The following is a 23,079-nucleotide window of genomic DNA, read 5'->3' as shown; positions in this document are numbered from 1 at the left end:
CGATTACATAAAAAGAAGAAGAGCATCAGCAGGCTTGACAGCTCCTGCAGATGCTCCGTTCATTGCGCCCTCTTCGCTTAAGCATTGCCTAGTTGAAAAAATGAGTGCATATTTCTTTCACAGCCTCGGAAGGCATGATTACTTTCCCGTATTCCTCCAACATTGCATAAGTGACCGATGTGGCTTCGCCGTATTCAGCCAGCAGGGCGATAACGGCATTGTGGCGGGACGTTTCAATCAAAGCCGGTTCCAGCGCCAGTATATATTTATTATTGTAAGCATACAGGCGCCCATCTTCTGTCAGGGCAGCGGCTTGCAGCTGTCTGCAAACCTGTATAACATCCTCGAAATCCCGAAAGGAATACATGACGATATCGCTTTGCTCAAGCGTCACTTCCATTTCGTAAATTTCGTCATCTGCGTCATCATCATCGGACGTTCTCTCTTCCGAGCTTCCGTTCATTTTGCCGCGAGTGACAATCACGACCATACCTTGGGCCGGTAGGGCAAACACTTCGACCGCTAACGGTCCGCTGGCATCGAATCCAAGTTCACTGTATGCTTGATCCATCATTTCACTGAATAGTTCGTGCACCTTTGGAATTTCGCGCCACATGTCGTCCTTCTGGATCCCTCGTTCCAGCAGGTCGTCGAACGTCAGAAATATTTTTATCTTGTCCTGACTAAGTCGTTCGATCTTCATGACAGGATCCTCCTCTGCAGCATCTGTTGTAACAGCGTATGAAATTTATAAGAAGATGTGACCAAAATGGTCAAATCAAACTATGTAACTACTTTATCATGTTCAAACTCGGATTGCACCTAAAATAGGCAAAAAGAATCGTTCGAATCTGCACTTTTTCAGTGCCTCGTTCAAACGATTCCTTCCAGAAACTGTTGGTTAATGTGTCTTGTTCGACGATTCCGCCATGATCTCCTCGGCTTGCTGTTTCAGCTCTGGATCACTGTTCATCATTGCTTCAATCTGAACCCAGCCGTCTCCGAATTTTCCGGCGGTATCGTCTGTACGCTTTGGGCCCTTGTTTACAGCCTTTTTCGTCCAATCGTTATTCCACAAGGACATCGCCTTGTGGCCAATCGTTGAACAAGCGCTCGCCAGCACGCCAGCTGCAAGTGCAGCTGTACCTGGACGCTTGCGGGCAACATAGAGAGCAGCGGCTGCCCCGGCAAGCCCTCCGAGAAGAAATCCTCTTAGCCTCATAGTAGGACAAAACCTCCTTGATTTAGGGCCCTAAAAAATCCCCATTCAATATTCGATTTCACCCTTTAGTGTGGCTTGCCTCCTCTTATTTATCCTGCTTAATAAAGGAAATCCCGCGGCCTCCAAAACACAGCATGATTGATTATGCTACAATAATACCCATTGACAACTACAACATAAATGGAGGTTCATTATGTTTAAACGAATGACCGCATCGCTCGCTGTTCTTTTGGGAGCTGCATTAGTTGCTGCGGCTTGCAGCCAGCAAAGCGTCCCGTCTGGCAGCAATCTGCCGCAGGAAGGTGCTTTGGCACAGGAAAGCCCAGCAGCCGAGCAGTCGCCTGCCGCTTCTCCTGTCCTTCAGCAAGAGGAGCCAACGGCTTCGCCCCTTGCAGAAGAAGCAACGCCGTCGCCAAGCGAGGCACCGGCTGCCAAGCTGTACAAAATGGACAGCGTATACCGCTTCAAACCGCTTGACAAAGGAACGACCGATAAGGTTGTGCTGCTGACCTTTGATGATGGCCCGCACAACAAGGAGGTGCTGACCAGCCTGCTCGATACGCTCGGCAAGCATAAGGCTAAAGCGATCTTTTTCGTGAACGGCTACCGAGTTAAAGCGAACCCTGATTTGCTGACGCTCATTCATGAGCGCGGACAGACGATCGGCAACCACTCCTGGGACCACATCAACTTGAAAAAAGAATCCGCCGCCAAAGTGGAGCAGCAGGTTGCTGATGTTCAGGATACCGTCATGAAGCTGACCGGCGAAGCGCCAAAGTTTTTCCGGCCCCCTTATGGCTCCGGCAACGATAGCGTTAAAGAAATCGTCAAAAACCACGGCATGCTGTACATGACGTGGTCCAATGGTTCGCTTGACTGGGAACAGAAATCTCCCGGAAATCCTGACAAAGTTGTCGAGAGTGTGCTGGAACAGCTTCACCCAGGCGCCAACATTTTAATGCATGAGCTGGCCTGGACCGCTGAAGCGCTTGACAAGCTGCTGACGCAGCTTGAAGACAAGGGCTATGGCTTCATCGATCCGGCTGCAATTGATACGGACCTCACGAATTAGAAGCTTGGGGCAGCTAAGTGCTCCGGCAGCTTAATTCGCATATTTCAATCCGTACCAGAACAATCCTGCGACCAAACTCAAAAAGAGAAAAAACAATACATTATAATACCATCTCGTTACTTTGCTAGCGCCCGAAGGGAACTTTTTCCGTCTTGGGGGAAGGATCTCCCTTCCCTCTTCATCGATTCGGGGAGCTTCCGTTTTCTCGGGCGACGGCCCTTTGCGCGTGGCTTTCCCGAATTTTTGTACCCTGCTCATAATTGCCCTTTCGGTTCCCTCCTGAATCTGATAATAAAGCCCATAATCATATCTATCGCAAAGTGTGCAAGAATTGGGGCCCATAAGCTGCCAGTTTGTATATAAATCCATCCTAAGCCGTAACTGATGGAAAACACAAGTCCAGTTGGAATCCAATGCTTTAAATACCGGACATGAATGGCTGCAAAGATGATGCTTGTCCAATATGGCCCGAAAGCGTGCTGCAAAGCGCCCCTGAAGAGCAGCTCCTCGCATACCGAGACAACGAACGACAATACGATAATATGCCAAATCGGGCGTTCACGGAAAATCCGGTCATTTACGCCGCCATCATCGGCTGCTTCATCAGGCACAAAGCGGGAAATGGACAAATCTACTAGCAGTACAACTGCCGCCAAACCTAGTCCAAACCACAAGACATTAAGCTCTTTTGGAAAATGAAATAAATGAATTATGTTTTGACGCTGAAATAAAACCCATATCAAGCCGATAATAAAAGTAAGTGCTTGCGTCATGTACAAATTAATGAGCAGCATGCGATCGTCAAGCTCGTCAACGGTCACCTTGCGCACTCGTATTTTACGGATGTCGAATTTTTTCATAACTTCCCGCCCGTCCTGGAGGTTCGTATTTTTGATGTAAATTCACCTGTACGCACAGGCAGCAAAAGAGAGCAATAATGAATACATACATAAAAGGGAGTTTTGTTATGGAAAAGCAGCTAACCCGTTCCGCCATGTTTTACAGCATCGGTTTTATTTTTATGCTGGTTTGCGCAGTCGGCGCATTTTTCTACGGAGTACAGTACGGCAGTGAGCAGACTAAAACCAGCTACGAAATGAAACAGTTAAACAGTGAGGCTAAATCCAAGTCGACTCCGTATCAGCAGCAAGATCTTGTCTCCTACTATCATACTGTATTTCTGCCCTACCGTGAATTCCAAAACGAATGGTTCAATGCTTTGAAAAAACTGGAGCAGGAGGATTCAGCCGATGGCAACGCCATGTTTAAGGATTTGTCCAAGCTAGCCAAGAAAAAAGCCGGCGAGGTCGCTTCCTTCAATATGCAGCAATCGCCACTGCTCGGTGAAGCACAGACGAGCGTTATTAAAAGCCTTGAATTGTTTGAGCAAACGTCAAACAGAGCGGTGAACAAAGCGAAGACGCTCAATACTGCGAAGCTCATCGCAGCCGTTAATGACGATTCCATTTACCAGGCAGCTGTGAAGCAATCCCTTTCCTCGCAGCAATCGTATTACAGCGCGATGATGAAATGGGCAGCTACCGTAAACAGCGACATTCCTAACGAATACAAGTTCCCGAATATTTTGGAAATCAGTAAATGGAATAAGCTGCCCCTTATTGTGAAAAACAAATTGATGGCTGACCATTTGTTGTCGCATAAGCAATTAACGAACTTCTATCCACAGGATCTGGTTATCCGGATCGATGAATTTATTAAGACGGGGCAAGCGAGCAAAATGAAAATTCGCTCCATCGCTGCCATTGCTGAGCTGCTGATGAATACAGCCGCCGTACGCAACGGCGACTACAGCAGCGGATCAGAGCAAATGTACAGCAAGGAAGTGCTGCCGCTGCTGCCTTTCTTCACTACTACCTCGTCTTAAAAGACTGCTTGTGCTAGTCGTATTGAAACCCTTGAAGCAGGGCTATGGCCGCCATTCCTCCGGTTACATTGTGGAGGCTGCCATAGCCCTGCTTTTCTAAATATCCGCATACATTAGCGCTGCGTACGCCATGTGCGCATACGATATAAAGCGGCTTGTCATCCGCTAATTGTCCCAAGTGATGAGGAATCGTATTCATCGGAATAAGCGTAGATTGCTCCAGATGATAATAGTCCCATTCAAATGACTCCCGAACGTCAATGACTTGCCCTGCCTCTATATGTCCTTTCTCCAAAAGCTGCAAAAAAACATCCGCTTCGATCTCTTCCCAATTGTTCATGTCTCGTCTCTCCCCTTTATCTATTTAAGCAGGCAATGCATGAATCATATCAAAAAATTTCACATTTGATCAAGTTTGAGGATTGCAATTGTCCATGTTAATGCTTTAAAATGATAAAGGCTATCCTTTCTGTCATTCGACATGATTCGAGTAGCCGTTTGACTATATGAAACTCTCGCCTCGCATGCGTATGTGTGCAAGGGCGGTTTTTATTTTAGTATCACACCTGATGTAGCTTACGAAATGATTTTTACATTCGCAAAAATTTTAGGGGGCAATCTACTTATGTTTAAAGTGCTAGTATCCGATCCCATCAGCGATCTGGGCATCCAACAGCTTGTAGACGCGGAAGATATCATTGTCGATAAAAAACCAGGTTTAAGCGAGGATGAGCTCGTAGCCATTATTGGCGAATACGACGCTCTGCTCGTTCGCAGCCAAACGCGTGTAACAGCACGCATTATGGAAGCCGGCAAGCTTCTTAAAGTCGTTGGACGCGCAGGCGTTGGCGTAGACAACATTGATCTGGACGCTGCAACGCAGCGCGGAATTATTGTTATTAACGCTCCTGACGGCAATACGATTACAACTAGCGAGCACACTTTTGCCATGATGATGGCTGTAGCCCGCCATATTCCTCAAGCCTATATGAAAACGGTCAATGGCGTTTGGGATCGCAAATCCTTCCTTGGCGTAGAGCTTCGCAACAAAGTGCTCGGCGTTCTTGGCATGGGTCGTATCGGCAGCGAAGTTGCAAAACGTGCAAAAGCTTTCGGCATGGACATTCTCGGCTACGATCCGTTTATGACAGAAGAGCGTGCAGAAAAGCTTGGCATCAAGCTTGCATCGGTGGACGAAATTGTCCGTAACGCGGATTTTATGACGGTGCACACCCCGCTTACACCTGAAACTCATCATATGATTGGCAAAGACCAATTTGCTGTTATGAAGCCTGGCATGCGCATCGTAAACTGCGCTCGCGGCGGCATCATTGATGAAATTGCTCTGGTTGATGCGGTTGACCAAGGTATCGTCGCTGGAGCAGCATTCGACGTATTTGAAGTTGAGCCTCCGGCTGAGGACCACCCGTTCCTGAAGCATCCGAAAATCATCGTAACGCCTCACCTTGGCGCATCGACAGTTGAAGCGCAAGAAAACGTTGCGATCGACGTTTCGGAGCAAGTGCTGCACATTTTGCGCGATGAGCCGTTCAGCAATGCCGTTAACATGCCGCCAATTCCGGCTGGCCTGCAAAGCAAGCTTCAACCGTATTTCATTCTTGGAGAGAAGCTGGGCAGCTTCATTTCCCAAATGACAGACGGTCCGGTACAGGAAATCGTTGTCGGTTACTCCGGTGATCTTGCAGAAGTAGATACACAGCCACTGACTCGCTACGTTGTCAAAGGCATTCTGTCCCACCACCTTGGTACGGAGCAAGTGAATGTCGTCAACTCGATGCATCTTGCGAAAGAGCGCGATGTTAACATCGTCGTTCAAAAATCGCATATTGCAAAAGACTTTACGAATCTCGTAACCGTATCGCTGCGCACGAAGAAGGAAGATCGCACTGTTGCCGGCACGCTGCTTACTGGCTATGGCCCGCGTATCGTTCAAATTGACAATTTCCCTGTCGATGTTACGCCAGAAGGCAATCTAATCCTGATCTCGCATAACGATAAGCCTGGAATTATCGGCCGCGTAGGTACGTTGCTTGGAACGAATGACGTGAATATTGCAACGATGCAGGTTGGTCGTCAGCTAGAGGGCGGCTCCGCGATTATGGTATTGCGTGTTGACAAAGGAACGCCTAAAGAGGTTCTTGAGCAGCTTACGAACTTGACTGAGCTGAACACTGCAAAAGAAATCAAAATCTAATACGGACTTCTGTCCATGCGAAAAACCCCGGAGTGGTCGTTGTTGACCGCTTTGGGGTTTTTGTTTGCCACTGGCTTGCTATACCCTGCACTATTCTACTCCTACTCCTATATTCCATGCCTATACCTGACAACAGGCTGCTATACACCTTCTGATCAGCTTCTACAGCCTTAAAAGTCTTGGCGTGCTTGGGTATAGCAATGCTCCGATATCGACGAGATTGAGCGCCTCAGGCCCCGTGACAACTCTATTCCATTTATTCAAATGTTTCACGAGCAACAAGATTTAATGCTTCTTTTCAACAAAAAATAGCGCTCCTATCGGAGCGCCTTGACAGCTAATGCTTTGTTTCGACAGGCAGCAGCAGCGTAAAGGTCGTCCCTTTGCCGAGTATGCTGTCTACTTCTATTTGTCCATTATGCTGGGTGATGATGTTTTTGACGATCGCAAGGCCGAGTCCTGTTCCTACAGAGGTGCCGCGCTTTCGCGATTTATCTGCTTTGTAAAAGCGTTCGAAGATATACGGCAAGTCCTCGCTAGGAATGCCTTGTCCCTCGTCTTTAATTTGCATTTGGATATAATCGGTATGGTTAATCGTCATTGGGCTTGCTGCAATCGTCACAGATTTGCCAAGCGGCGTATGCCGCAGCGCATTATCGAGCAAATTCGTCAGCACCTGTTCAAGCCGGTCTTCATCCGCCCCTAGCAGCAGCAGCGGCATATCAGGCAGCTCGGTCTTGAACATGACTTCCCGCTCCTTGGCAAATACCTGAAACTTGCGATGCACACGCCTGATTATTTGCTGCAAATCGAACTGCCGCAAATTCAGCTCCACATGCCCGGCTTCCATGCGCGCCATATCCAGAAAATCATTGACCAGCCTGCCCATGCGCAGCGATTCATCATAAATGACTTGCACAAGCTCCTTGCGCTCCTCTGGGGAAGCCACAATATCGTCTAGCAGCGCTTCGCTGTAGCCTTGCATCATTGAAAGCGGCGTTCTAATCTCATGGGAAACATTCGCCACAAAGTCACGCCGCAGCTTCTCCAGCTTATGTTCCTCCGTCACGTTCCGAATGACCGCGACCGCTCCGCGGGCAACGCCATCCAGCAGCAGCGGAGCCATGACGACAGACCACATGCTGTTGTGCACGTATACTTTATTCGAAACATCGCGGCCTTCGTCCATGACCTTCTCGAATATATCAAGCAGCGGCCCAGGAACAGATGAGTATGGCTTTGTGCTATCGTAAAAAGCATCGCCCCACTCCTGATTCAGATCAGCCCAGCGGTTTATAAGCAAATGTCCCGGCGGATTTGTCAAAATTATTTCGCCTTCAGCATCGAACGTAATAACTCCGTCACCCATACTGCGCAGGATGCTCGACAAATGCTCCTTCTCATGATTAAGATCATGAATGAGCTTATCGACCTGCTCAGTCATATTATTGAACGTATTCGCCAGCTCGCCAATTTCATCATTTGAGCGAATTTTCACCCGCATCTGATAATTTCCTTGCGATATCGAATCCGCAGCTTCCTTCAGCTCAAGCAGCGGCTGCTGAATTTTACGCGATAGAAAAAAGGCAAAGAAGGTCGACATCAGAAAACCGATAACTGCAACGATGACGAACAGCAGCATCACTTCATGGCTGGCATCATTTTCAAATAAATATCCGATATACGGAATAAGAAATACGCCAAGCGTCAGCAGCACGACGGCCACGAGCAAAATAATCGTCACCCACAGCTTGCCAACGACGCTATGCCACAGTAGAAAAGGAGAGTACTTCCTCCAGTTCATTACTTTGGCACCTCAAGCTTGTAGCCGACGCCCCATACCGTCGTAATCATGGCAGCTGCGTCGCCCGACACCTTGTTCAGCTTCTCGCGCAGACGCTTGACATGCGTATCAACGGTTCGGAGATCACCGAAAAACTCATAGTTCCATACATCCTTAAGCAATTCCTCACGGGAAAACACTTTATCCGGAGAAACAGCCAAATAGTGCAAGAGCTCATATTCCTTTGGCGTCAAGCTCACTTCCTGGCCTGCCGCTGTTACGCGGTGGGCATCATGCTCAATGACCAAATGCGGGAATACGATATTGTTGCTGGAATTGACTTCCTTCGTCAGAAAAGCAGTAGCCGAGGAGCGGCGCAAAATCGCCTTCACCCGATAAATGACTTCGCGCGGGCTGAATGGCTTAACAACATAATCGTCAGCACCAACTTCAAATCCTTGCACCCGGTTCATTTCCTCGCCTTTCGCCGTCAGCATAATGACAGGCGTCGCTTTCACTTGACGAAGACGGGAGCACATTTCCACGCCGTCAATGCCCGGAAGCATAACGTCGAGCAAAATAAGCGCATAGTCCGTAGCCGTAGCCATTTGCAGCGCAGATTCTCCATCTTCCGCTTCATCAATGACGTAGCCTTCCTTTTCCAAATACATTTTGAGCAAACGGCGAATCCGTTCTTCATCGTCAACAACCAAAATTCGGCTGGCGAAATTGGACATATTCATTAACCCCTTTCCCAATCGCGATTAATTCGTTCCCGCGTAAGAATGAAGGCCCGCTATTACCAGATTTACGCCAATCAGCGTAAATAAAATAACGACGAAGCCGATGACCGCGAGCCAAGAGGACCGCAGGCCCTGCCAACCGCGCGACAATCTGAAATGCAAATAAGCACTGTAGTAAAGCCAGGAAATAAGCGCCCAAACTTCCTTCGGATCCCAACCCCAGAATCGGCCCCATGCAATATTGGCCCAAATCATGGCAAAGATGAGCGCGCCGAGCGTGAAAATCGGAAAGCCTATCGCAATGGCACGATAGCTGATTTCATCCAGATCATCCGGGTCAACACCCTCCATGACTGGATGAATGACTGCGCCAAGCGGCTTGCGGAATACAAGGCGAAGCAAGCCATACAAAATCGTTCCGGCAATAATCGACCAAATAACCGTATTGAGCTTGCGGCCGGCATTAACGCCGTTCATCCATGATGGTGCCTCAAGCTTCGTATCCGTCATGCCGAGGAAGCTGTCAGCATGGACGACCTGGCTGTTATAAGGCTTCACAATTGGGGGCAGCGTATAATCAACCGTTTCGACTTTAGATGACTCAATCCCTTTAGAATCGATTGTCGACAGCTCTTGCGAGAACTGCGCTTCATAACCAGCGGAGCGGAAACCAAATACCGCAACGAGAAAACCAATAATAATAATAATCGTATATAGCGAGAATTCGACCCAAAATCGTGATCTCCGCGCTTCCTTCGTCTCGCTTTTAAAATCAACAACCCGCAGCAAATACATAAGCCCGGCAGCAAAACCGACGGCAAAAAAGGCTTCGCCGAGCGCAGCTGTCGTGACATGCACTTTAAGCCAAATCGAGTTAAGCGCTGGAATAAGCGGCTGAACCTCCTGTGGAAAAACCGAAGCATAAGCCACGATAATAACAGTTAGCGGCAGGGAGAACATGCCCAGCAGCGCTTTACGATAAATCGCATATATAATCGTAAAAGCAATCATAATCGCCATGCCGAGGAAGGTCATAAATTCGTACATATTACTCGTTGGAATTTGACCGCTTCCTGCCCATCGTGTGAAGAAGAAGGTCAGATGGGCAGCCAGCCCCAAGCTTGAAGTGATAAACGCAATGCGTCCCCAGCGCTTCTCATGCTGAAACGGATCGCGGTTGCTCCACTTTTTCCCCGCAATCGCAATGACATAAAATAAAAAGGCAAAGCAATACAGAAAAAAAGCGGCTATAAAAGCATCACTGCTCAAATCAACTAAACTCACGCGTTATTCCCTCCGTTATCTAGCGACTTTGGATCTACGGTCACGCCATTTTTTTGAAGCGCGCCCGCCACATCCGCCCGCATGCCGTACCAGTTTTTATTCGTGTGTGCGCCAAGAGACAGCTGGCCATCATCAATGCGCAGCCAAATTCTACGATGCTGCCAATAGGAGCCCATCAATAGGCCAATCATTGAAATAGCTGCGCCGACCCAGACGAAGTTCAATGCCTTGTCCACACGAACGTTAAGCGAGGTAGAAGCTTCTGAGAAGTTGACATTTTGCATTCCGTCGACCTTGATCTCAAACTTGCTTGCTAAAGCGCCATTAATTTGATCTTGCCCGAACTTCTCCTTGTCCTTCTGCATCGGGAAATACATGTAAGGCTGCCCGGCTTCAGGCAGTCCCGGCCCGGTAATCAGAAAGACGAATGCAGGCGCATTCGGCTCACGTCCAAGCGTCGTCGGTTCGCCGTTCTCGCCAACTGCAAAATCCATGTAATTGGCGATCAGCCGCATCTTGTAAGGACCGAGCTCATAATTAAGCTCCGCATCCTTCATCGTCAGCTCGAACGGCCCGTATTTCTCGCCGGTCTCTTTGTTGATCAGCATCGGCTTGACACTGATCAGCTTGGGCGTCAGGTCGAAGTCAAACTGATAAAGCTTCAAGCCCTTATACTTCAGCGGGCTGTTGACGATAATATCATGTTTGGCTACTTCCTCAAGCACCGGCGTCTCGCCAGCCTCGCAGCCGCTTGTACATGTATAAAGGACAGCCGCCGTTTCATAGAGCTTTGCCCTAGCTTGTCCCTTCAGCTCTGGCGGAAGCTCGTCATCCGTATAAAAATCAACGGTAAACTTTTCATTTTTGACAAAATAGTTGGTGCCTTCAATCGGTACGGTCGCGCCGTCAGCAACGGAAATATAGCTGTCCATTTGCCAGCCTGGCAAGCTGCGGGCGAGTATCGAGAGCAGAAACAAAATAAGGCCGATATGATTAATATAAGGCCCCCATCTACTAAATCGGTTTTTCTCCGCAAGCAGCGCTGAACCGTCCATATGAACGCGGTAGCGCTTCCGCTTTAGCTGAGCCGCAAACTGCTCCACCCAAGCTTCGGCAGGCTCGTCCACTTTTGCGGAATAAACCGTCTTCTGCCGATTGATGAACTGGAGATGCTTGCGAATTTGCTGCTTGCTCAGTGCCCGATATAACGGCAATATCCGGTCCAGGCTGCAAATGACGAGCGACGTTCCGATCATTACAAGCAGCGTAATGAACCACCAGGACTCATAAGTGTGCGACAACCCCAGCATATGATAAATCTTCCCTGGGGTGCCGTATGTACTTTCATAATAAGCCGCAATATCAAAATTGTTAATAAACGTGTTTTCCTGCGGGTAAATCGTTCCGAGAGTAGCGCCGAGAAACGTCAGCACGATCAAATAAATCGCAATTTTGACGGAAGAAAAAAAGCTCCAAATCCGATCGATCGGATTTTGGTTTTTCTTCTGCGAACGCCGGGCAATGCCGTCATAACGCATTTCCAGCGGCTCACTTTGCTGCTGGTCCTCCATAAGCGGCTTGCCGCAGCTTTCGCACAGCACAGTTCCAACCGCGTTCTGATGCCCGCATTCACACTTGGTGTTATGTATAGATAACACGGAAGAAACCTCCTAATACGTTAACAGCTTCTCAATACGCTCATCGATATATTCCTCTGTCATTCCGCCAACTGTAATATCCATAATGGTGCCATCCGGCTTTACGAAAAAAGTAGTCGGATACGACTTAAGTCCATACTTTCGCTCCGTCTTCCTGTCAACATCGCGCAATATCGGATAGTTCAGCTCAAACTGGCGGACGAAATTGTTGACGGTGAGTGTATCCTCACTCAAATTAATAGCCAGAATTTCGAGGCCATCGTTTTGCCATTTGGCAAATTGACGTTCGAATTCCGGCATTTCCTTCACGCATGGCGGGCAGAACGTTCCCCAGAAATTAACGACGATCGCTTTGCCCTTATAATCGGACAACTGATGCACGTTGCCCTGCAAATCTACAAGCTTAAACTCCGGCGGTGTGCCGCCCACCTTCGGAATGCCCCCGCTTTCGCCCGAAGCAAACAAAGTTGTTCCAATCGCATACCCCCCGATTATGAGCACGGCTGACAATATGACGATTTGCATAATTTTGCGTGACGATTTCATAGGGCTTTCATCACCTGCATTTCGGTTAGTGTGTCAACATAGATAGTTCCATTATAACGAAAAGCTGGCGGCAATTGCCGCTGCCGCCGTCTACTTTTTATGAACTTTATGTGACTTGCGAGCAGCTTCGCGCAGCTCCTTCACTTCTACAGGCGTCAGATGGCGGAATTGCCCCCTTGCCAAATTGTGCAAGCCCAGCTCGCCGAACTTCACCCTTCTCAAGCGAACGACAGGATGGTTAATCGCTTCGAACATCCGTCTAACCTGGCGATTGCGGCCTTCATAAATGGTAATACGGACAGTCGATGTATTCTCTTCCGTATTAACATCCTGGTACTCAACCTCAGCAGGAGCGGTCATGCCGTCTTCAAGCTTAACGCCCTTCTTCAATTGGTCCAGCAGCGTTCCGTGAGGCACGCCCTTTACTGTCGCATAATAGGTTTTCGGTACATGATGGCTCGGATGCGTCAGAAGATTGGCGAACTCGCCGTCATTCGTCAGCAGCAGCAGCCCTTCCGTATCATAGTCCAAGCGGCCTACCGGATACACGCGCTCCCTGATGCCTGGCAAATAGTCAGAGACGATTTTGCGGCCTTGCGGATCGCTCGCACTCGTAATAACGCCCTTCGGCTTATTCAGCATCACATACACTTTCTTCTCATTTCGGATCGGCTTGCCATTCACGAGAATGACATCGACAGCTGGGTCTGCTTTCACACCAAGCTCGGTCACTTTCTCGCCATTGACTTCCACCACTCCGGCCAAAATCATTTCCTCGCATTTTCTTCGGGATGCGATGCCCGCTTGCGCTAATATTTTCTGTAAACGTTCCAATACTTTCACCTCAAACTTTATCATACCGATATGAGGCGCAAAGCACAAGCACTGTTAACCGAATATGTACATGCAAATGAAAATTGCCGCCAAAAAACCGATTAGATCGGAAAACAAGCCCACTTTAAGCGCATATTTGGTTTTTCGAATGCCGATAGCGCCAAAATAAACGGTCAGCACATAAAGCGTCGTATCCGTGCTTCCTTGAATGGTAGACGCAATCCGGCCAATCATCGAATCCGGCCCATAGGTTTGAATCAGGTCTGCGGTAAAAGCAAGCGACCCTGCCCCCGTTAGCGGCCTGAGCACCGCAAGCGGCAATACCTCGCTCGGTATGCTGAGCCAATCGAACAACGGACGAACGGCGCCAATCATAAAATCCATCGCGCCAGAAGCGCGAAACATGCTGATCGCGACCATCATCCCAACGAGATGGGGAATAATTGCAATGGCCGTACCGAAGCCGTCCTTGGCTCCTTCTGTGAAGGTCTCATAGACGGGCACTTTGCGAAAAGCCGCATAAAGCGGAATAAATACGATAATAGCGGGTATCAACCATGCCGATGCTCTTGTAAAAGCGTCAAGCAACGCCGCCACCTCCCCCCGAAGCTGCCGCAGCTCCCGGCTTGGCTGGAGGAGCAAGATGCTGGGATGGGCCTTTAATAATAGGCGGCTTTTGCCTGCTGCGGTACCAGCGATCAGCTGCAATCGCCGCGGTGGTGGCAATAAATGTTGCGGCGAGCGTCGTGCCGACGATTTCCGCCGGATTCGCCGAGCCGTAATTCATGCGAATCGCAATTAATGTCGTAGGAATAAGCGTAATGCTGGACGTATTTAGCGCCAGCAGCGTGCACATGGCTGGAGTAGCTACAGCCGGATCTGGGCTCAGCTTCTGCAGCTCCTGCATCGCCTTAATGCCCATCGGCGTTGCTGCATTGCCTAGTCCGAAGAGGTTGGCGCTGAGGTTGCTCATAATATAGCCGAGTGCCGGATGGTTTTTGGGCACATCGGGAAATAGAAAGCGGACGATGGGACCGAGCAGCTGTGCCATTTTCTTCAACAGCCCGGCATCCTCCGCTATTCGCATCATGCCAAGCCAGAACACCATAATGCTGATCAGCCCAAAGCTGATCGTCACGCCGGCCTGCGCTCCTGTGAACGCGGCTCCGGCTACTGCATCGATTTTGCCATTGAAAGCACCGACAACGACGCTAATGACAATTAAAAACAGCCAAATAAAATTAACCATGCTTCCCGCCTCCCCAAGCAGTCAAGCGTAAACGGCGGCTTTCATCTTCATCACGAAGCAGCCGTTTCAGATTCCATTTAAAGTGGTATACTGCAGACTTATATCAACTAAACAACGCCCGAATGGCTTCGCCAGCCGCCGCCAAATAACTTTCTTTCCTTAGCCCATCGTTGAAAAAGGCATCCGCTTCGGCCTTTTTGCGCTCCGGAAGCGTAAGTCTGCTGCTTCCCGTATCATAGATTGGTACAGCTCCTATTTTCGCCCCGTTCATATACCACTCCAGCGTTCCTCTTTCGCCTAATGCATAACGCGTCGTTGCCGCATTTACCACGACAAGCCGCGAAGTCAGCTGGCCTTTTTCCTCCTCCGTTAAGGGGTAGCTGAAGCTTTGCCCTACAGCGTAAGGATAGCCGGCAAGCGCCTGTCCTTTACCCGCTATTTGGGCTAGCGGATAATGCTCGAAGCCCCAATCAAGCATATGGCGATGATCCGCCCAATCGTCTCCATCGCTAAGCGTGACAGCTGCCAGCTGCTGACCGTCACGGGTGGCGGAGCTGACAAGGCAGCGCAGCGCCTGCTTGGTGTAGCCGGTTTTAACACCATCTGCACCCTCATACATTTGGAGCATTTTATTTTTGTTCACCCATTTGTACTGCCACTGCTCATGCGGATTTGGAACCTGCTTGACCGGTGTGCTGACAATTTTGGCAAACACGGGATTGCGCAGCGCATAAGCTGCCAGCTTAGCAAGATCGTTAGCAGAGGAATAATGCCCCTCCTCATCAAGGCCATGCGGGTTTTTAAATTGGGAGTTTTTCATTCCCAGAAAAGCAGCTTTTTCATTCATCAGCACAACGAAGCCTTCCTCTGAACCGCCGACATGCTCGGCAATTGCGGTTGCTGCATCATTTCCCGAGCGCAGCATGAGGCCATAGAGCATGTCCTGCAATTTCATTTCTTCATTAAGCTGCAAATAAATCGAGGACCCTTCCTTGCCTACTGCACGCTTGCCCGTCTTGACGGTGCCTGACAGGTTGCCATGCTCTATCGCTACGATTGCGGTCATAATTTTGGTTAAGCTGGCTATAAGCATCGGCTTGTCACCGTCCTCGCTGTAGAGCAATCTGCCTGAGGTGACATCAATCAGCGCCGACGCTGATGCATGTGTGCTCAGCGGTTCTGGTTCAGCCGCGTAGCCTGGCGCTGGCAGGCTTGTCTCTGTCAAGCAGAGCGCCAAACCTAACAAGAGCAGTAATCGAGCTATTTTCACATTGCTAATCATTCTTCGCGGCCCCTTTCCTATGTGTAAGTCTGATATACAAGGAAGGACTTTCCTACAGACTTTTAAACGCCTTGTACACTATATGCTTGTCTCGGCAAAATAAGACTGTAAAGTGTAGCCCGCTTACGCCCTAGCTGACGTTCCAGTACCTAACGAGCGCAGCAATATTACAATATCTATATAGGCTTAACTTTTAAAATTTATACTTTAAACGAAAAACTGCCCTTGCGGGCAGCTCTGGCCTTAAATAATGGTTGTGTCAGTTGTGCTCATATAGCCTGAGTTCATAGTGGTGCCAGTTAATTGGCTTGCACCACTGGACGAGCTTCGCATCATCGATTGCACCTTGTCAAATACATATGGTGTCGAATCAATAATTCGCTCCAGCAAATGCGTGTTGTTGTCGAGCGGCACGATTTTGACGCCTTGGGTGCCGACAACGAGGAAGGCAATTGGTGTAATGGATACGCCGCCGCCGCTTCCTCCGCCGAAAGGAGTTGCTACGGTAGCTTTGTGACTGTCATCGGAGCTGCTGGACGAAGCCGAGCTGTCACCGCTGAACCGCATATCACTGCCTCCGGCTACAAAACCGAAGCCAACTTTACTGATCGGCATAATAATGCTGCCGTCTGGCGTTTGCACAGGGTCGCCTACAATCGTATTGACGTCGACCATTTCTTTAATATTTTCCATTGCTGTCTGCATAAGGCCCTGTATTGGATGCTCTTGCACAACATCTCCTCCTAATTGTCCAAATCAATTTAACGCAGGCTACGCTAATAATGTTTCCCGCGGCCGCGTATTGTATGTAATTAAAAAAAAGCAAAACCACGCCCCTTTTGAAGGAGGTGGTTTTGCTTGCCCATGAAATATTTAGCTATGCTCATCCATTATTTAAACAATATATGGTGCCACACATGAATGCCGTGCGAGCCTTTTTTGAGTCTCAGCAGCAAAGCCAGCCAAGATCTCACCGCATGGAACATGCTGAGCTTAGCCGTACAATGCCATTCCGTCTGAAAATAAGTTCCTTGGTATACCGGCTGCACCTGGAGCACCGGATCGGCTTTAAGCAGCACGAATTGTGAAATGACGCCCAGCATCGTCGTTTTAATCGACCATACTGCCCCCGTCGTCATGGCCGTCCACATCGCGTCTCCAACGCCTACCGTTGTCGACCATTTCCATTCGGTCAATTGCACCTTTTTCAGCAGCTGCTTGACCCAGCCTCGCAAATTATCGGTAACTTCCACCGCATGCTTCAGTTTTTCTATAAACCGCTGTACATTTTCGGCGTCAATTTTCCCCTGCTGCTCTTTGGAATGCTGTACGCCCGCACGGTTGGTACTAATTTGCTCATGCAGCCGAATCATGGCCCCCTGCAATTTCATCTGCGGGATCTTCACCTTATAGTGCAGCAGCCCGTACAGCCCTACAATTCGCACATCGATATGGTCAAGCTCGCCCTTCCTAGTCAGCTTTCCATATACACGCACCGGCGAAGCAAGGGCCAGCAGCAATAAGAACAAAAAAAAGAGACCTGCCGCCGTCATCAAGCCGTAAAGGTTTCCGGGCATTTTGCTTCCTCCGTTTTCCTATTATGGATTGAATATAGTATGACCCGGCGGTCAAATCTCATTCTCTGCAAGCTTGATTAATTCGGCGGAATCTCGTCAATGGTCATTTGCCGCTCGCCGATGCGTTCAAACAGCATTTGCGTCTGTTCTTCAAGGGCGTCTTCTACATCGATGTGCTTCGGCTCTGGCAAAGCTTTAATGCTCGACAAGCCGAAATAATCGAGGAACGCTTTGGTCGTGCCGTACAAAATAGGACGTCCTATTGCTTCCGCGCGGCCCACCTCTTCAATTAAATCTTTAGAGACGAGCGACTGAATCGCTCTATCGGTTTTGACACCGCGAATTTCCTCGATATCAATACGGGTAATCGGCTGGCGGTAGGCAACGATTGATAACGTCTCCAGCGCTGCTTGAGACAGCTGCGATCGTGTTGGCGTATAGGCCATCCGCTCAAAATAAGCTGCGTGATCAGGATGCGTCGTCAACCGATATGCACCAGCAACCTCCGTTACCTGAACGCCCCGCTCCTCCCGCGCCAAATCCCGGTGCAGCTCATACACCAAATCGGCAGCAAGCTCAGCATCAAACTGCATAATATCAGCAATTTGCCGCTTGGTCAGTCCTTCATCTCCTGCCATGAACAGCAGGCCCTCAATAATCGACTTCAACTTCTGATAATCCACTGTCCTCTGCATCCCCTCTCCAATGAATGACAATATCATCAAACAGCTGATGCTGAAAACAACGAATATGCTTCATCTTCATCAACTCCAAAATCGCCAAAAACGTTACGACGATTTCATGCTTGTCCATATTTTCACGAATCAGCTTTGAAAACTGCACCGTCTCATACTGCCGCAGTACTTCAACAATGTCGCGAATCCGATCCTTTACGGAAATTTCGTCCCGCTGCACGGTCGCCACAAATTGGCGCCTCGCTGCCTTTTTGAGCGCACGCTGAAAAGCCGCTACCAGATCAGACACATGCAGGCCCTCAAGCGGGTTAATGTCCTGCTCCTGCAAAAAGGGGGTCATGTCCTCCGGCTCACGCGAAAAAACGAGGCTCCGCTGCGTTTCCTTCTCGCGCAACTGCTCGGCAATTTGCTTGAATTTGCGGTATTCCACGAGCTTCTGAATGAGCTCATCACGAGGATCAAGGCCATCATCCGGCCAGTCCTCATATTCTTCCTCAAACACGGGCGGCTTCGGCAGCAGCTGCCTGCTCTTGATGGCCAGCAGCGTAGCTGCCATCACCAAAAACTCGCTGGTCACCTCAAGCTCCATCTCCGTCATTGCGTTCAAATAGTCCATATACTGATCTGTAATCTCATTGATCGATACCTCATGAATATCGATTTCTGCTTTATCAATCAAATGCAGCAGCAAATCCAGAGGCCCTTCGAAAGATTCCAGCTTGTAAAGCACTGACACTGCCATTTCCTCCCGACTAATCTTCCGATAAAATCGCTGCGCCACCCGTAAGCGTAAACAGCTGCTGCCAACACACACTAGCGGCATCCATCCGTTACGCTGAAAATATAGAAAGGCCTCTTCTCAGAGGCCCATCTCGCGAGCTGCAAGCCTTAAGCTTAATTATGCAGCAATTTTGTCAAATTAGCCATCTCTATTGCACTAGCAGCTGCTTCATACCCTTTATTTCCAGCTTTTGTTCCTGCGCGTTCAATCGCTTGCTCGATGGAATCAACCGTCAATACGCCAAAAATCGTCGGTACGCCCGTTTTCAAGCCAACAGCCGCTACCCCTTTGGCCGCCTCATTGCACACATAATCAAAATGCGGCGTTGATCCTCTAATAACGGCGCCAAGCGTAATAACCGCATCGTATTTGCCGCTCTCTGCCATTTTTTGCGCGATAAGCGGAATTTCAAAAGCTCCTGGCACCCAAGCAACCTCAACCTCATTATCCAAAGCGCCATGGCGTTTAAACGCATCAAGCGCTCCGCTCAGCAGCTTGCCGGCAATAAATTCGTTAAACCTTCCAACAACGATTCCGTAACGCAAGCCTTCCGATACTAAATGTCCCTCATATACATGCGGCATAATTAAATTCCTCCCAAATGGTTTTTATAATATTTTTAATATTACTGTTGTTCCTGGTTTTGATCCTGAAAATCGAACAGATGGCCCAGCTTCGCCTGCTTCGTCCGCAAATAACGATCATTGTCCTTATTCGCTTCCATTTGAATCGGCACACGCTCGGTGACTTCAAGGCCATAGCCTTCCAGCCCTTTAATTTTGCGCGGGTTGTTGGTGAGCAGGCGCATTTTGCGAATGCCGAGATCGCGCAAAATTTGTGCGCCAATACCGTAGTCCCGCAAGTCCGGCGCAAATCCAAGCTGCAAATTGGCATCGACCGTATCCAGCCCCTGCTCCTGAAGCACATAAGCTTTCAGCTTGTTGATCAGACCGATTCCGCGTCCTTCCTGGCGCATATAGAGCAGCACGCCATTGCCCGCTTCCTCAATTTGCGACAGCGCTGCCGCAAGCTGCGGCCCGCAATCACAACGATGCGAATGGAACACATCGCCCGTCAAGCATTCCGAGTGCACGCGCACAAGCAGCGGAGTTTCTGGATCAATCTCGCCTTTGACAAAAGCAACATGCTCCTTGCCGTCTACATCATTCGTAAAACCAATCGCTTTAAAATCGCCGAAATCCGTTGGCATATTAACCTCAACGACACGCTCGACGAGCTTTTCCTTCGCATTGCGGTATATAATCAGCTCTTGGATTGTAATAAGCTTGAGATCATGCTCATGCTTAAACGCCACGAGATCCGGCAATCTTGCCATCGTGCCATCTTCATTAATGACCTCGCAAATGACCGCTGCCGGTTCCGAGCCGCACATCAGGGCCAGATCGATACCTGCCTCTGTATGGCCTGCCCGTCTGAGCACACCGCCATCTTTCGCAATTAGCGGGAAAATGTGGCCCGGCTTGCGGAAATCTGCCGCCTTCGTGTTCGGGTCAATGAGCGACTTGACCGTCTCGGAGCGCTCATGCGCAGAGATGCCGGTCGTTGTGGAGATATGGTCAACGGAAACGGTAAACGCCGTTCCATGAAAATCCGTGTTGCGCGCTACCATCGGCGGCAGCTCCAATTGCTCCGCCCGCTCTGCGGTAATCGGAACACACACAAGCCCCCGCGCCTTTGTAATCATAAAATTGATGACTTCAGGCGTCGCCATGGAGGCCAGCGCAATGAGGTCGCCCTCATTTTCCCGATCCTCATCATCTACAACGATAACGGGCTTGCCAAGCAGCAAATCCTCAAGCGCTTCCTCAATCGTATTGAACAAAGATTTCTCTAAAGGCTGATCCTGCTGTCCCATAAAGCTTCCCTCCCTGATCATTCACCACTTCAACTAACCACTACCTGGTTATTACATAAATCCATTTTCACTTAAAAAAGCAGCGCTCAGCTTTGCTCCGCCAGCCTTGCCGGCTTTGCCGCCGGAAGCCGCACCAGCCTCGCGTGCTGGCTTGAAATGCAGCAAATGCTCCACATATTTGCCAATCATATCGCATTCGATATTAACCGAATCGCCTATGCGCTTATCCAGTAATGCCGTTTCTCCCAGCGTATGTGGGATGACCGATACCGAGAAGCCAGAATCATTCGTCCCGACAACCGTCAAGCTGATGCCATCAATAGCGATCGAACCTTTAGGAATGACATATTTCAGCGTTGCCGCATCATGGAGCTTTATGCTGAATATGACAGCATTAGCGTCGGTTTCCCTTTTGGCAATGATGCCTGTACCGTCAATATGCCCCTGCACCATATGACCGCCGAAGCGCCCTCCTGCCAGCATCGCCCGCTCCAGGTTGACCTGCTCCCCGGGCTTCAGCTGGTGAAGATTGGAGCGCCGGTACGTTTCTGGCATTACATCAGCATCAAAGGTGCTGCCTGTAAAGGAGATGACTGTCAGACAAACGCCGTTTACCGCTATGCTGTCACCCAGCGCTACGCCTTCGAGAACGCGGGAAGCAGCAATCGTTACTACCATAGCCTCACCCTGCTTGACCACCCGTTTCAACTTGCCGACTTCTTCAATCAGACCTGTAAACACGGCCAGCCCTCCTCTCTAAACATCGCGATAGACAGGGTAGCCGCTAATGCAAATATCAGCTCCCGCTTGTTCCACCTGCATACGCTCCAGCTCAATAGCCTGTGCCATTTTCTCGAAGCCTTCAAAATCAAAGGTGCCGGGAGCGGCTGCCCCGCCAATAATTTTAGGTGCCATATAAAGCATGATTTTGTCGATGAGTCCGGCTGTCAGCATCGCGCCATTAAGCTTGCCGCCACCTTCCAGCAAAACCGAACCAATTTCCAGCTCGCCAAGCTTTCTCATCGCTTCTGGCAAATCCACCTGCTTGCCAGTGCCTGCCCGAATGAGCTCAACGCCAGCTGCCAGCAGCTCCTGCGCCTTGGCATCATCCGCCTGCTCAGTTGCGATGACGATCGTCCTTGCCGTCCGATCCGTCACCACACGCGCGGTAAGCGGCAGCTTAAGGCTGCTGTCGATGACTATACGCACCGGATGCAGCGCCGGAACGTCCGCTCTCGTCGTCAGCTGCGGATCATCGGCAAGCACGGTGCCGATACCGACCATGATGCCCATATGCTGATGGCGCAGCGTGTGCACCTGCTCCCTTGCCGCACTGCCCGTTACCCATCTGCTGTCGCCGGTGCGGGAAGCGATTTTGCCGTCGAGCGTGCTCGCTGTCTTAAGGGTGACAAACGGCAGCTTCGTCGTAATGTATTTGTTGAATTTCTCATTCATTTGGTTGGAGCGGTCTCCGAGAAGGCCTACTTCAACCTCAATGCCGCATTCCTTCAGCCGTTCAAGGCCACGCCCAGCTACCTGCGGGTTCGGATCGGTCGTAGCCACGACTACCCGTGCGACCTTGGCATCAATGAGCCGTTCGCAGCAAGGAGGCGTCTTGCCAAAATGGCTGCAAGGCTCCAGCGTCACATAAGCGGTGGCGCCTTCCGCTTCCTCTCCCGCCATTTGCAGCGCATGCACCTCGGCATGCCCGGTTCCCCGCTTGAGATGCGTGCCAAGGCCAATAATCCGGCCATCCTTTACAACGACGCAGCCGACGACGGGATTAATATCCGTCTGCCCCGCCGCTTTCTCTGCCATATCCAGTGCCAAGCTCATATAATAACTGTCATTCAAAATATCCATGAACGCAAAAAACCTCCATTAGCAACATAGCCAACGGAGATGAGAGTATTCCTTAGAGACCCGCTTTCAAGTACACAAATAATCGATTTTAACAGACCTAATTGCCCAGCAAAAAAAAGTGCAAGCAAATAAGCATGAAATCACGCCTTGAAAGTGTCTCCTTCTCCCATCCAGACTGTACTGTCGGTCCCGGAATTGCACCAGGTCAGCCGTATACAAACCGCTCATGCGTTCACACGCTCTGAATGGAATGTACACGGGTCACGGACTGACAGGCAGCAGCTATGTCGCTTCATCGTTCAAAGCGCTTAGACAGCCTCCTGATCACCGCCGGTTGGGAATTTCACCCGACCCCGAAGGAAAGTCACTGTATTATTTTTATAAAATATTGGTCACTTACTTTTAAAATGTAACTCTGATGAAATGTTACCACCGCAAAATTGAAAAAGCAAGAAATTTCGATTTTAATTCTCAGGTTAGCAGCCACACTGTTCTATTCTTTTGTAAAAAAGCC

The 23,079-nt window shown here is 49.6% G+C and carries 24 protein-coding genes and 1 riboswitch; of the genes, 3 read left to right on the top strand and 21 right to left on the bottom strand.

Translation table 11 applies throughout. From position 1 onward, the window contains the following. Window positions 1–88: 88 nt before the first annotated feature. Window positions 89–703, bottom strand: coding sequence for a genetic competence negative regulator (locus AC50X8_RS15430; protein ID WP_046232007.1), 615 nt, complete (start codon window positions 701–703; stop codon window positions 89–91). A gap of 198 nt (window positions 704–901) precedes the next feature. Next, the gene (locus tag AC50X8_RS15425; protein WP_056028864.1) at window positions 902–1,222 is read right to left on the bottom strand and encodes a hypothetical protein; all 321 of its coding nucleotides are present in this window, start codon (window positions 1,220–1,222) and stop codon (window positions 902–904) included. Between the two features lie 193 nt (window positions 1,223–1,415). On the opposite strand from AC50X8_RS15425, the gene AC50X8_RS15420 reads away from it, so the two are divergent. Beyond that, on the top strand, window positions 1,416–2,294 hold the full coding sequence (locus tag AC50X8_RS15420; RefSeq protein WP_494880260.1) for a polysaccharide deacetylase family protein: 879 nt from the start codon (window positions 1,416–1,418) through the stop codon (window positions 2,292–2,294). Window positions 2,295–2,548: 254 nt separating this feature from the next. Here AC50X8_RS15420 and AC50X8_RS15415 read toward each other — a convergent pair whose 3' ends face one another. Next, window positions 2,549–3,154 carry a CPBP family intramembrane glutamic endopeptidase gene (locus tag AC50X8_RS15415; protein ID WP_494858711.1) on the bottom strand — a complete coding sequence of 202 codons (606 nt, stop codon included), beginning with the start codon at window positions 3,152–3,154 and terminating at the stop codon, window positions 2,549–2,551. A 107-nt stretch (window positions 3,155–3,261) separates the two neighbouring features. On the opposite strand from AC50X8_RS15415, the gene AC50X8_RS15410 reads away from it, so the two are divergent. Next, window positions 3,262–4,179, top strand: coding sequence for a hypothetical protein (locus AC50X8_RS15410; RefSeq protein WP_494880259.1), 918 nt, complete (start codon window positions 3,262–3,264; stop codon window positions 4,177–4,179). 13 nt (window positions 4,180–4,192) lie between these two features. Here AC50X8_RS15410 and AC50X8_RS15405 read toward each other — a convergent pair whose 3' ends face one another. Then, on the bottom strand, window positions 4,193–4,519 hold the full coding sequence (locus tag AC50X8_RS15405) for a rhodanese-like domain-containing protein (protein WP_430156474.1): 327 nt from the start codon (window positions 4,517–4,519) through the stop codon (window positions 4,193–4,195). A 285-nt stretch (window positions 4,520–4,804) separates the two neighbouring features. On the opposite strand from AC50X8_RS15405, the gene serA reads away from it, so the two are divergent. Continuing rightward, entirely contained in the window at window positions 4,805–6,394 is a 1,590-nt protein-coding gene (serA, locus tag AC50X8_RS15400) for a phosphoglycerate dehydrogenase (protein WP_056028876.1), read from the top strand. A 337-nt stretch (window positions 6,395–6,731) separates the two neighbouring features. Here the strand turns inward: serA and AC50X8_RS15395 are convergent, their stop codons facing one another. From AC50X8_RS15395 to ribD, 17 genes are all read right to left on the bottom strand, one after another. Then, window positions 6,732–8,198, bottom strand: a complete 1,467-nt coding sequence (locus AC50X8_RS15395; protein WP_056028878.1) for an ATP-binding protein — start codon at window positions 8,196–8,198, stop codon at window positions 6,732–6,734. Continuing rightward, on the bottom strand, window positions 8,198–8,914 hold the full coding sequence (locus AC50X8_RS15390; protein ID WP_046231997.1) for a response regulator transcription factor: 717 nt from the start codon (window positions 8,912–8,914) through the stop codon (window positions 8,198–8,200). Before AC50X8_RS15390 ends, AC50X8_RS15395 begins: the two co-directional genes overlap by 1 nt. 27 nt (window positions 8,915–8,941) lie before the next feature. Further along, entirely contained in the window at window positions 8,942–10,204 is a 1,263-nt protein-coding gene (gene ccsA / locus AC50X8_RS15385; protein ID WP_056028879.1) for a cytochrome c biogenesis protein CcsA, read from the bottom strand. Then, window positions 10,201–11,862, bottom strand: a complete 1,662-nt coding sequence (resB, locus tag AC50X8_RS15380; protein ID WP_494880258.1) for a cytochrome c biogenesis protein ResB — start codon at window positions 11,860–11,862, stop codon at window positions 10,201–10,203. The genes ccsA and resB overlap by 4 nt, the downstream gene beginning before the upstream one ends. 12 nt (window positions 11,863–11,874) lie before the next feature. Further along, window positions 11,875–12,408 carry a redoxin domain-containing protein gene (locus AC50X8_RS15375; RefSeq protein WP_056028881.1) on the bottom strand — a complete coding sequence of 178 codons (534 nt, stop codon included), beginning with the start codon at window positions 12,406–12,408 and terminating at the stop codon, window positions 11,875–11,877. Between the two features lie 90 nt (window positions 12,409–12,498). Further along, complete coding sequence (locus AC50X8_RS15370) at window positions 12,499–13,242, bottom strand: pseudouridine synthase (RefSeq protein WP_046231994.1); 744 nt, start codon at window positions 13,240–13,242, stop codon at window positions 12,499–12,501. Between the two features lie 54 nt (window positions 13,243–13,296). Continuing rightward, window positions 13,297–13,830 carry a spore maturation protein gene (locus AC50X8_RS15365; RefSeq protein WP_056028883.1) on the bottom strand — a complete coding sequence of 178 codons (534 nt, stop codon included), beginning with the start codon at window positions 13,828–13,830 and terminating at the stop codon, window positions 13,297–13,299. Beyond that, window positions 13,823–14,491, bottom strand: coding sequence for a nucleoside recognition domain-containing protein (locus tag AC50X8_RS15360; protein WP_494880257.1), 669 nt, complete (start codon window positions 14,489–14,491; stop codon window positions 13,823–13,825). Before AC50X8_RS15360 ends, AC50X8_RS15365 begins: the two co-directional genes overlap by 8 nt. Window positions 14,492–14,594: 103 nt before the next feature. After that, entirely contained in the window at window positions 14,595–15,773 is a 1,179-nt protein-coding gene (locus AC50X8_RS15355; protein ID WP_494858699.1) for a D-alanyl-D-alanine carboxypeptidase family protein, read from the bottom strand. A 243-nt stretch (window positions 15,774–16,016) separates the two neighbouring features. Then, window positions 16,017–16,505 carry a GerW family sporulation protein gene (gene ytfJ / locus AC50X8_RS15350; protein ID WP_056028889.1) on the bottom strand — a complete coding sequence of 163 codons (489 nt, stop codon included), beginning with the start codon at window positions 16,503–16,505 and terminating at the stop codon, window positions 16,017–16,019. A gap of 158 nt (window positions 16,506–16,663) precedes the next feature. Beyond that, on the bottom strand, window positions 16,664–17,350 hold the full coding sequence (locus AC50X8_RS15345; protein WP_056028891.1) for a DUF2953 domain-containing protein: 687 nt from the start codon (window positions 17,348–17,350) through the stop codon (window positions 16,664–16,666). Window positions 17,351–17,427: 77 nt separating this feature from the next. Beyond that, window positions 17,428–18,033 carry an SMC-Scp complex subunit ScpB gene (gene scpB, locus AC50X8_RS15340; protein ID WP_046231988.1) on the bottom strand — a complete coding sequence of 202 codons (606 nt, stop codon included), beginning with the start codon at window positions 18,031–18,033 and terminating at the stop codon, window positions 17,428–17,430. After that, window positions 18,002–18,781, bottom strand: a complete 780-nt coding sequence (locus AC50X8_RS15335) for a segregation and condensation protein A (protein ID WP_056028893.1) — start codon at window positions 18,779–18,781, stop codon at window positions 18,002–18,004. Before AC50X8_RS15335 ends, scpB begins: the two co-directional genes overlap by 32 nt. Before the next feature lie 158 nt (window positions 18,782–18,939). Next, entirely contained in the window at window positions 18,940–19,410 is a 471-nt protein-coding gene (ribH, locus tag AC50X8_RS15330; protein ID WP_056028895.1) for a 6,7-dimethyl-8-ribityllumazine synthase, read from the bottom strand. Window positions 19,411–19,451: 41 nt separating this feature from the next. After that, window positions 19,452–20,702, bottom strand: a complete 1,251-nt coding sequence (locus AC50X8_RS15325; protein ID WP_494858695.1) for a bifunctional 3,4-dihydroxy-2-butanone-4-phosphate synthase/GTP cyclohydrolase II — start codon at window positions 20,700–20,702, stop codon at window positions 19,452–19,454. 51 nt (window positions 20,703–20,753) lie between these two features. After that, window positions 20,754–21,443: a riboflavin synthase gene (ribE, locus tag AC50X8_RS15320; protein ID WP_056028899.1), complete on the bottom strand. Its 690-nt coding sequence runs from the start codon at window positions 21,441–21,443 to the stop codon at window positions 20,754–20,756. A 15-nt stretch (window positions 21,444–21,458) separates the two neighbouring features. After that, a complete protein-coding gene (gene ribD / locus AC50X8_RS15315) occupies window positions 21,459–22,565 on the bottom strand; it encodes a bifunctional diaminohydroxyphosphoribosylaminopyrimidine deaminase/5-amino-6-(5-phosphoribosylamino)uracil reductase RibD (protein WP_056028901.1) in 1,107 nt (368 codons plus the stop codon). 154 nt (window positions 22,566–22,719) lie between these two features. Further along, window positions 22,720–22,930: riboswitch (FMN riboswitch) on the bottom strand. Window positions 22,931–23,079 lie beyond the last annotated feature (149 nt).

The sequence above is a fragment of the Paenibacillus sp. JT22N15 genome (assembly GCF_059383755.1).
This window is presented reverse-complemented; position numbering and strand designations above follow the sequence as displayed.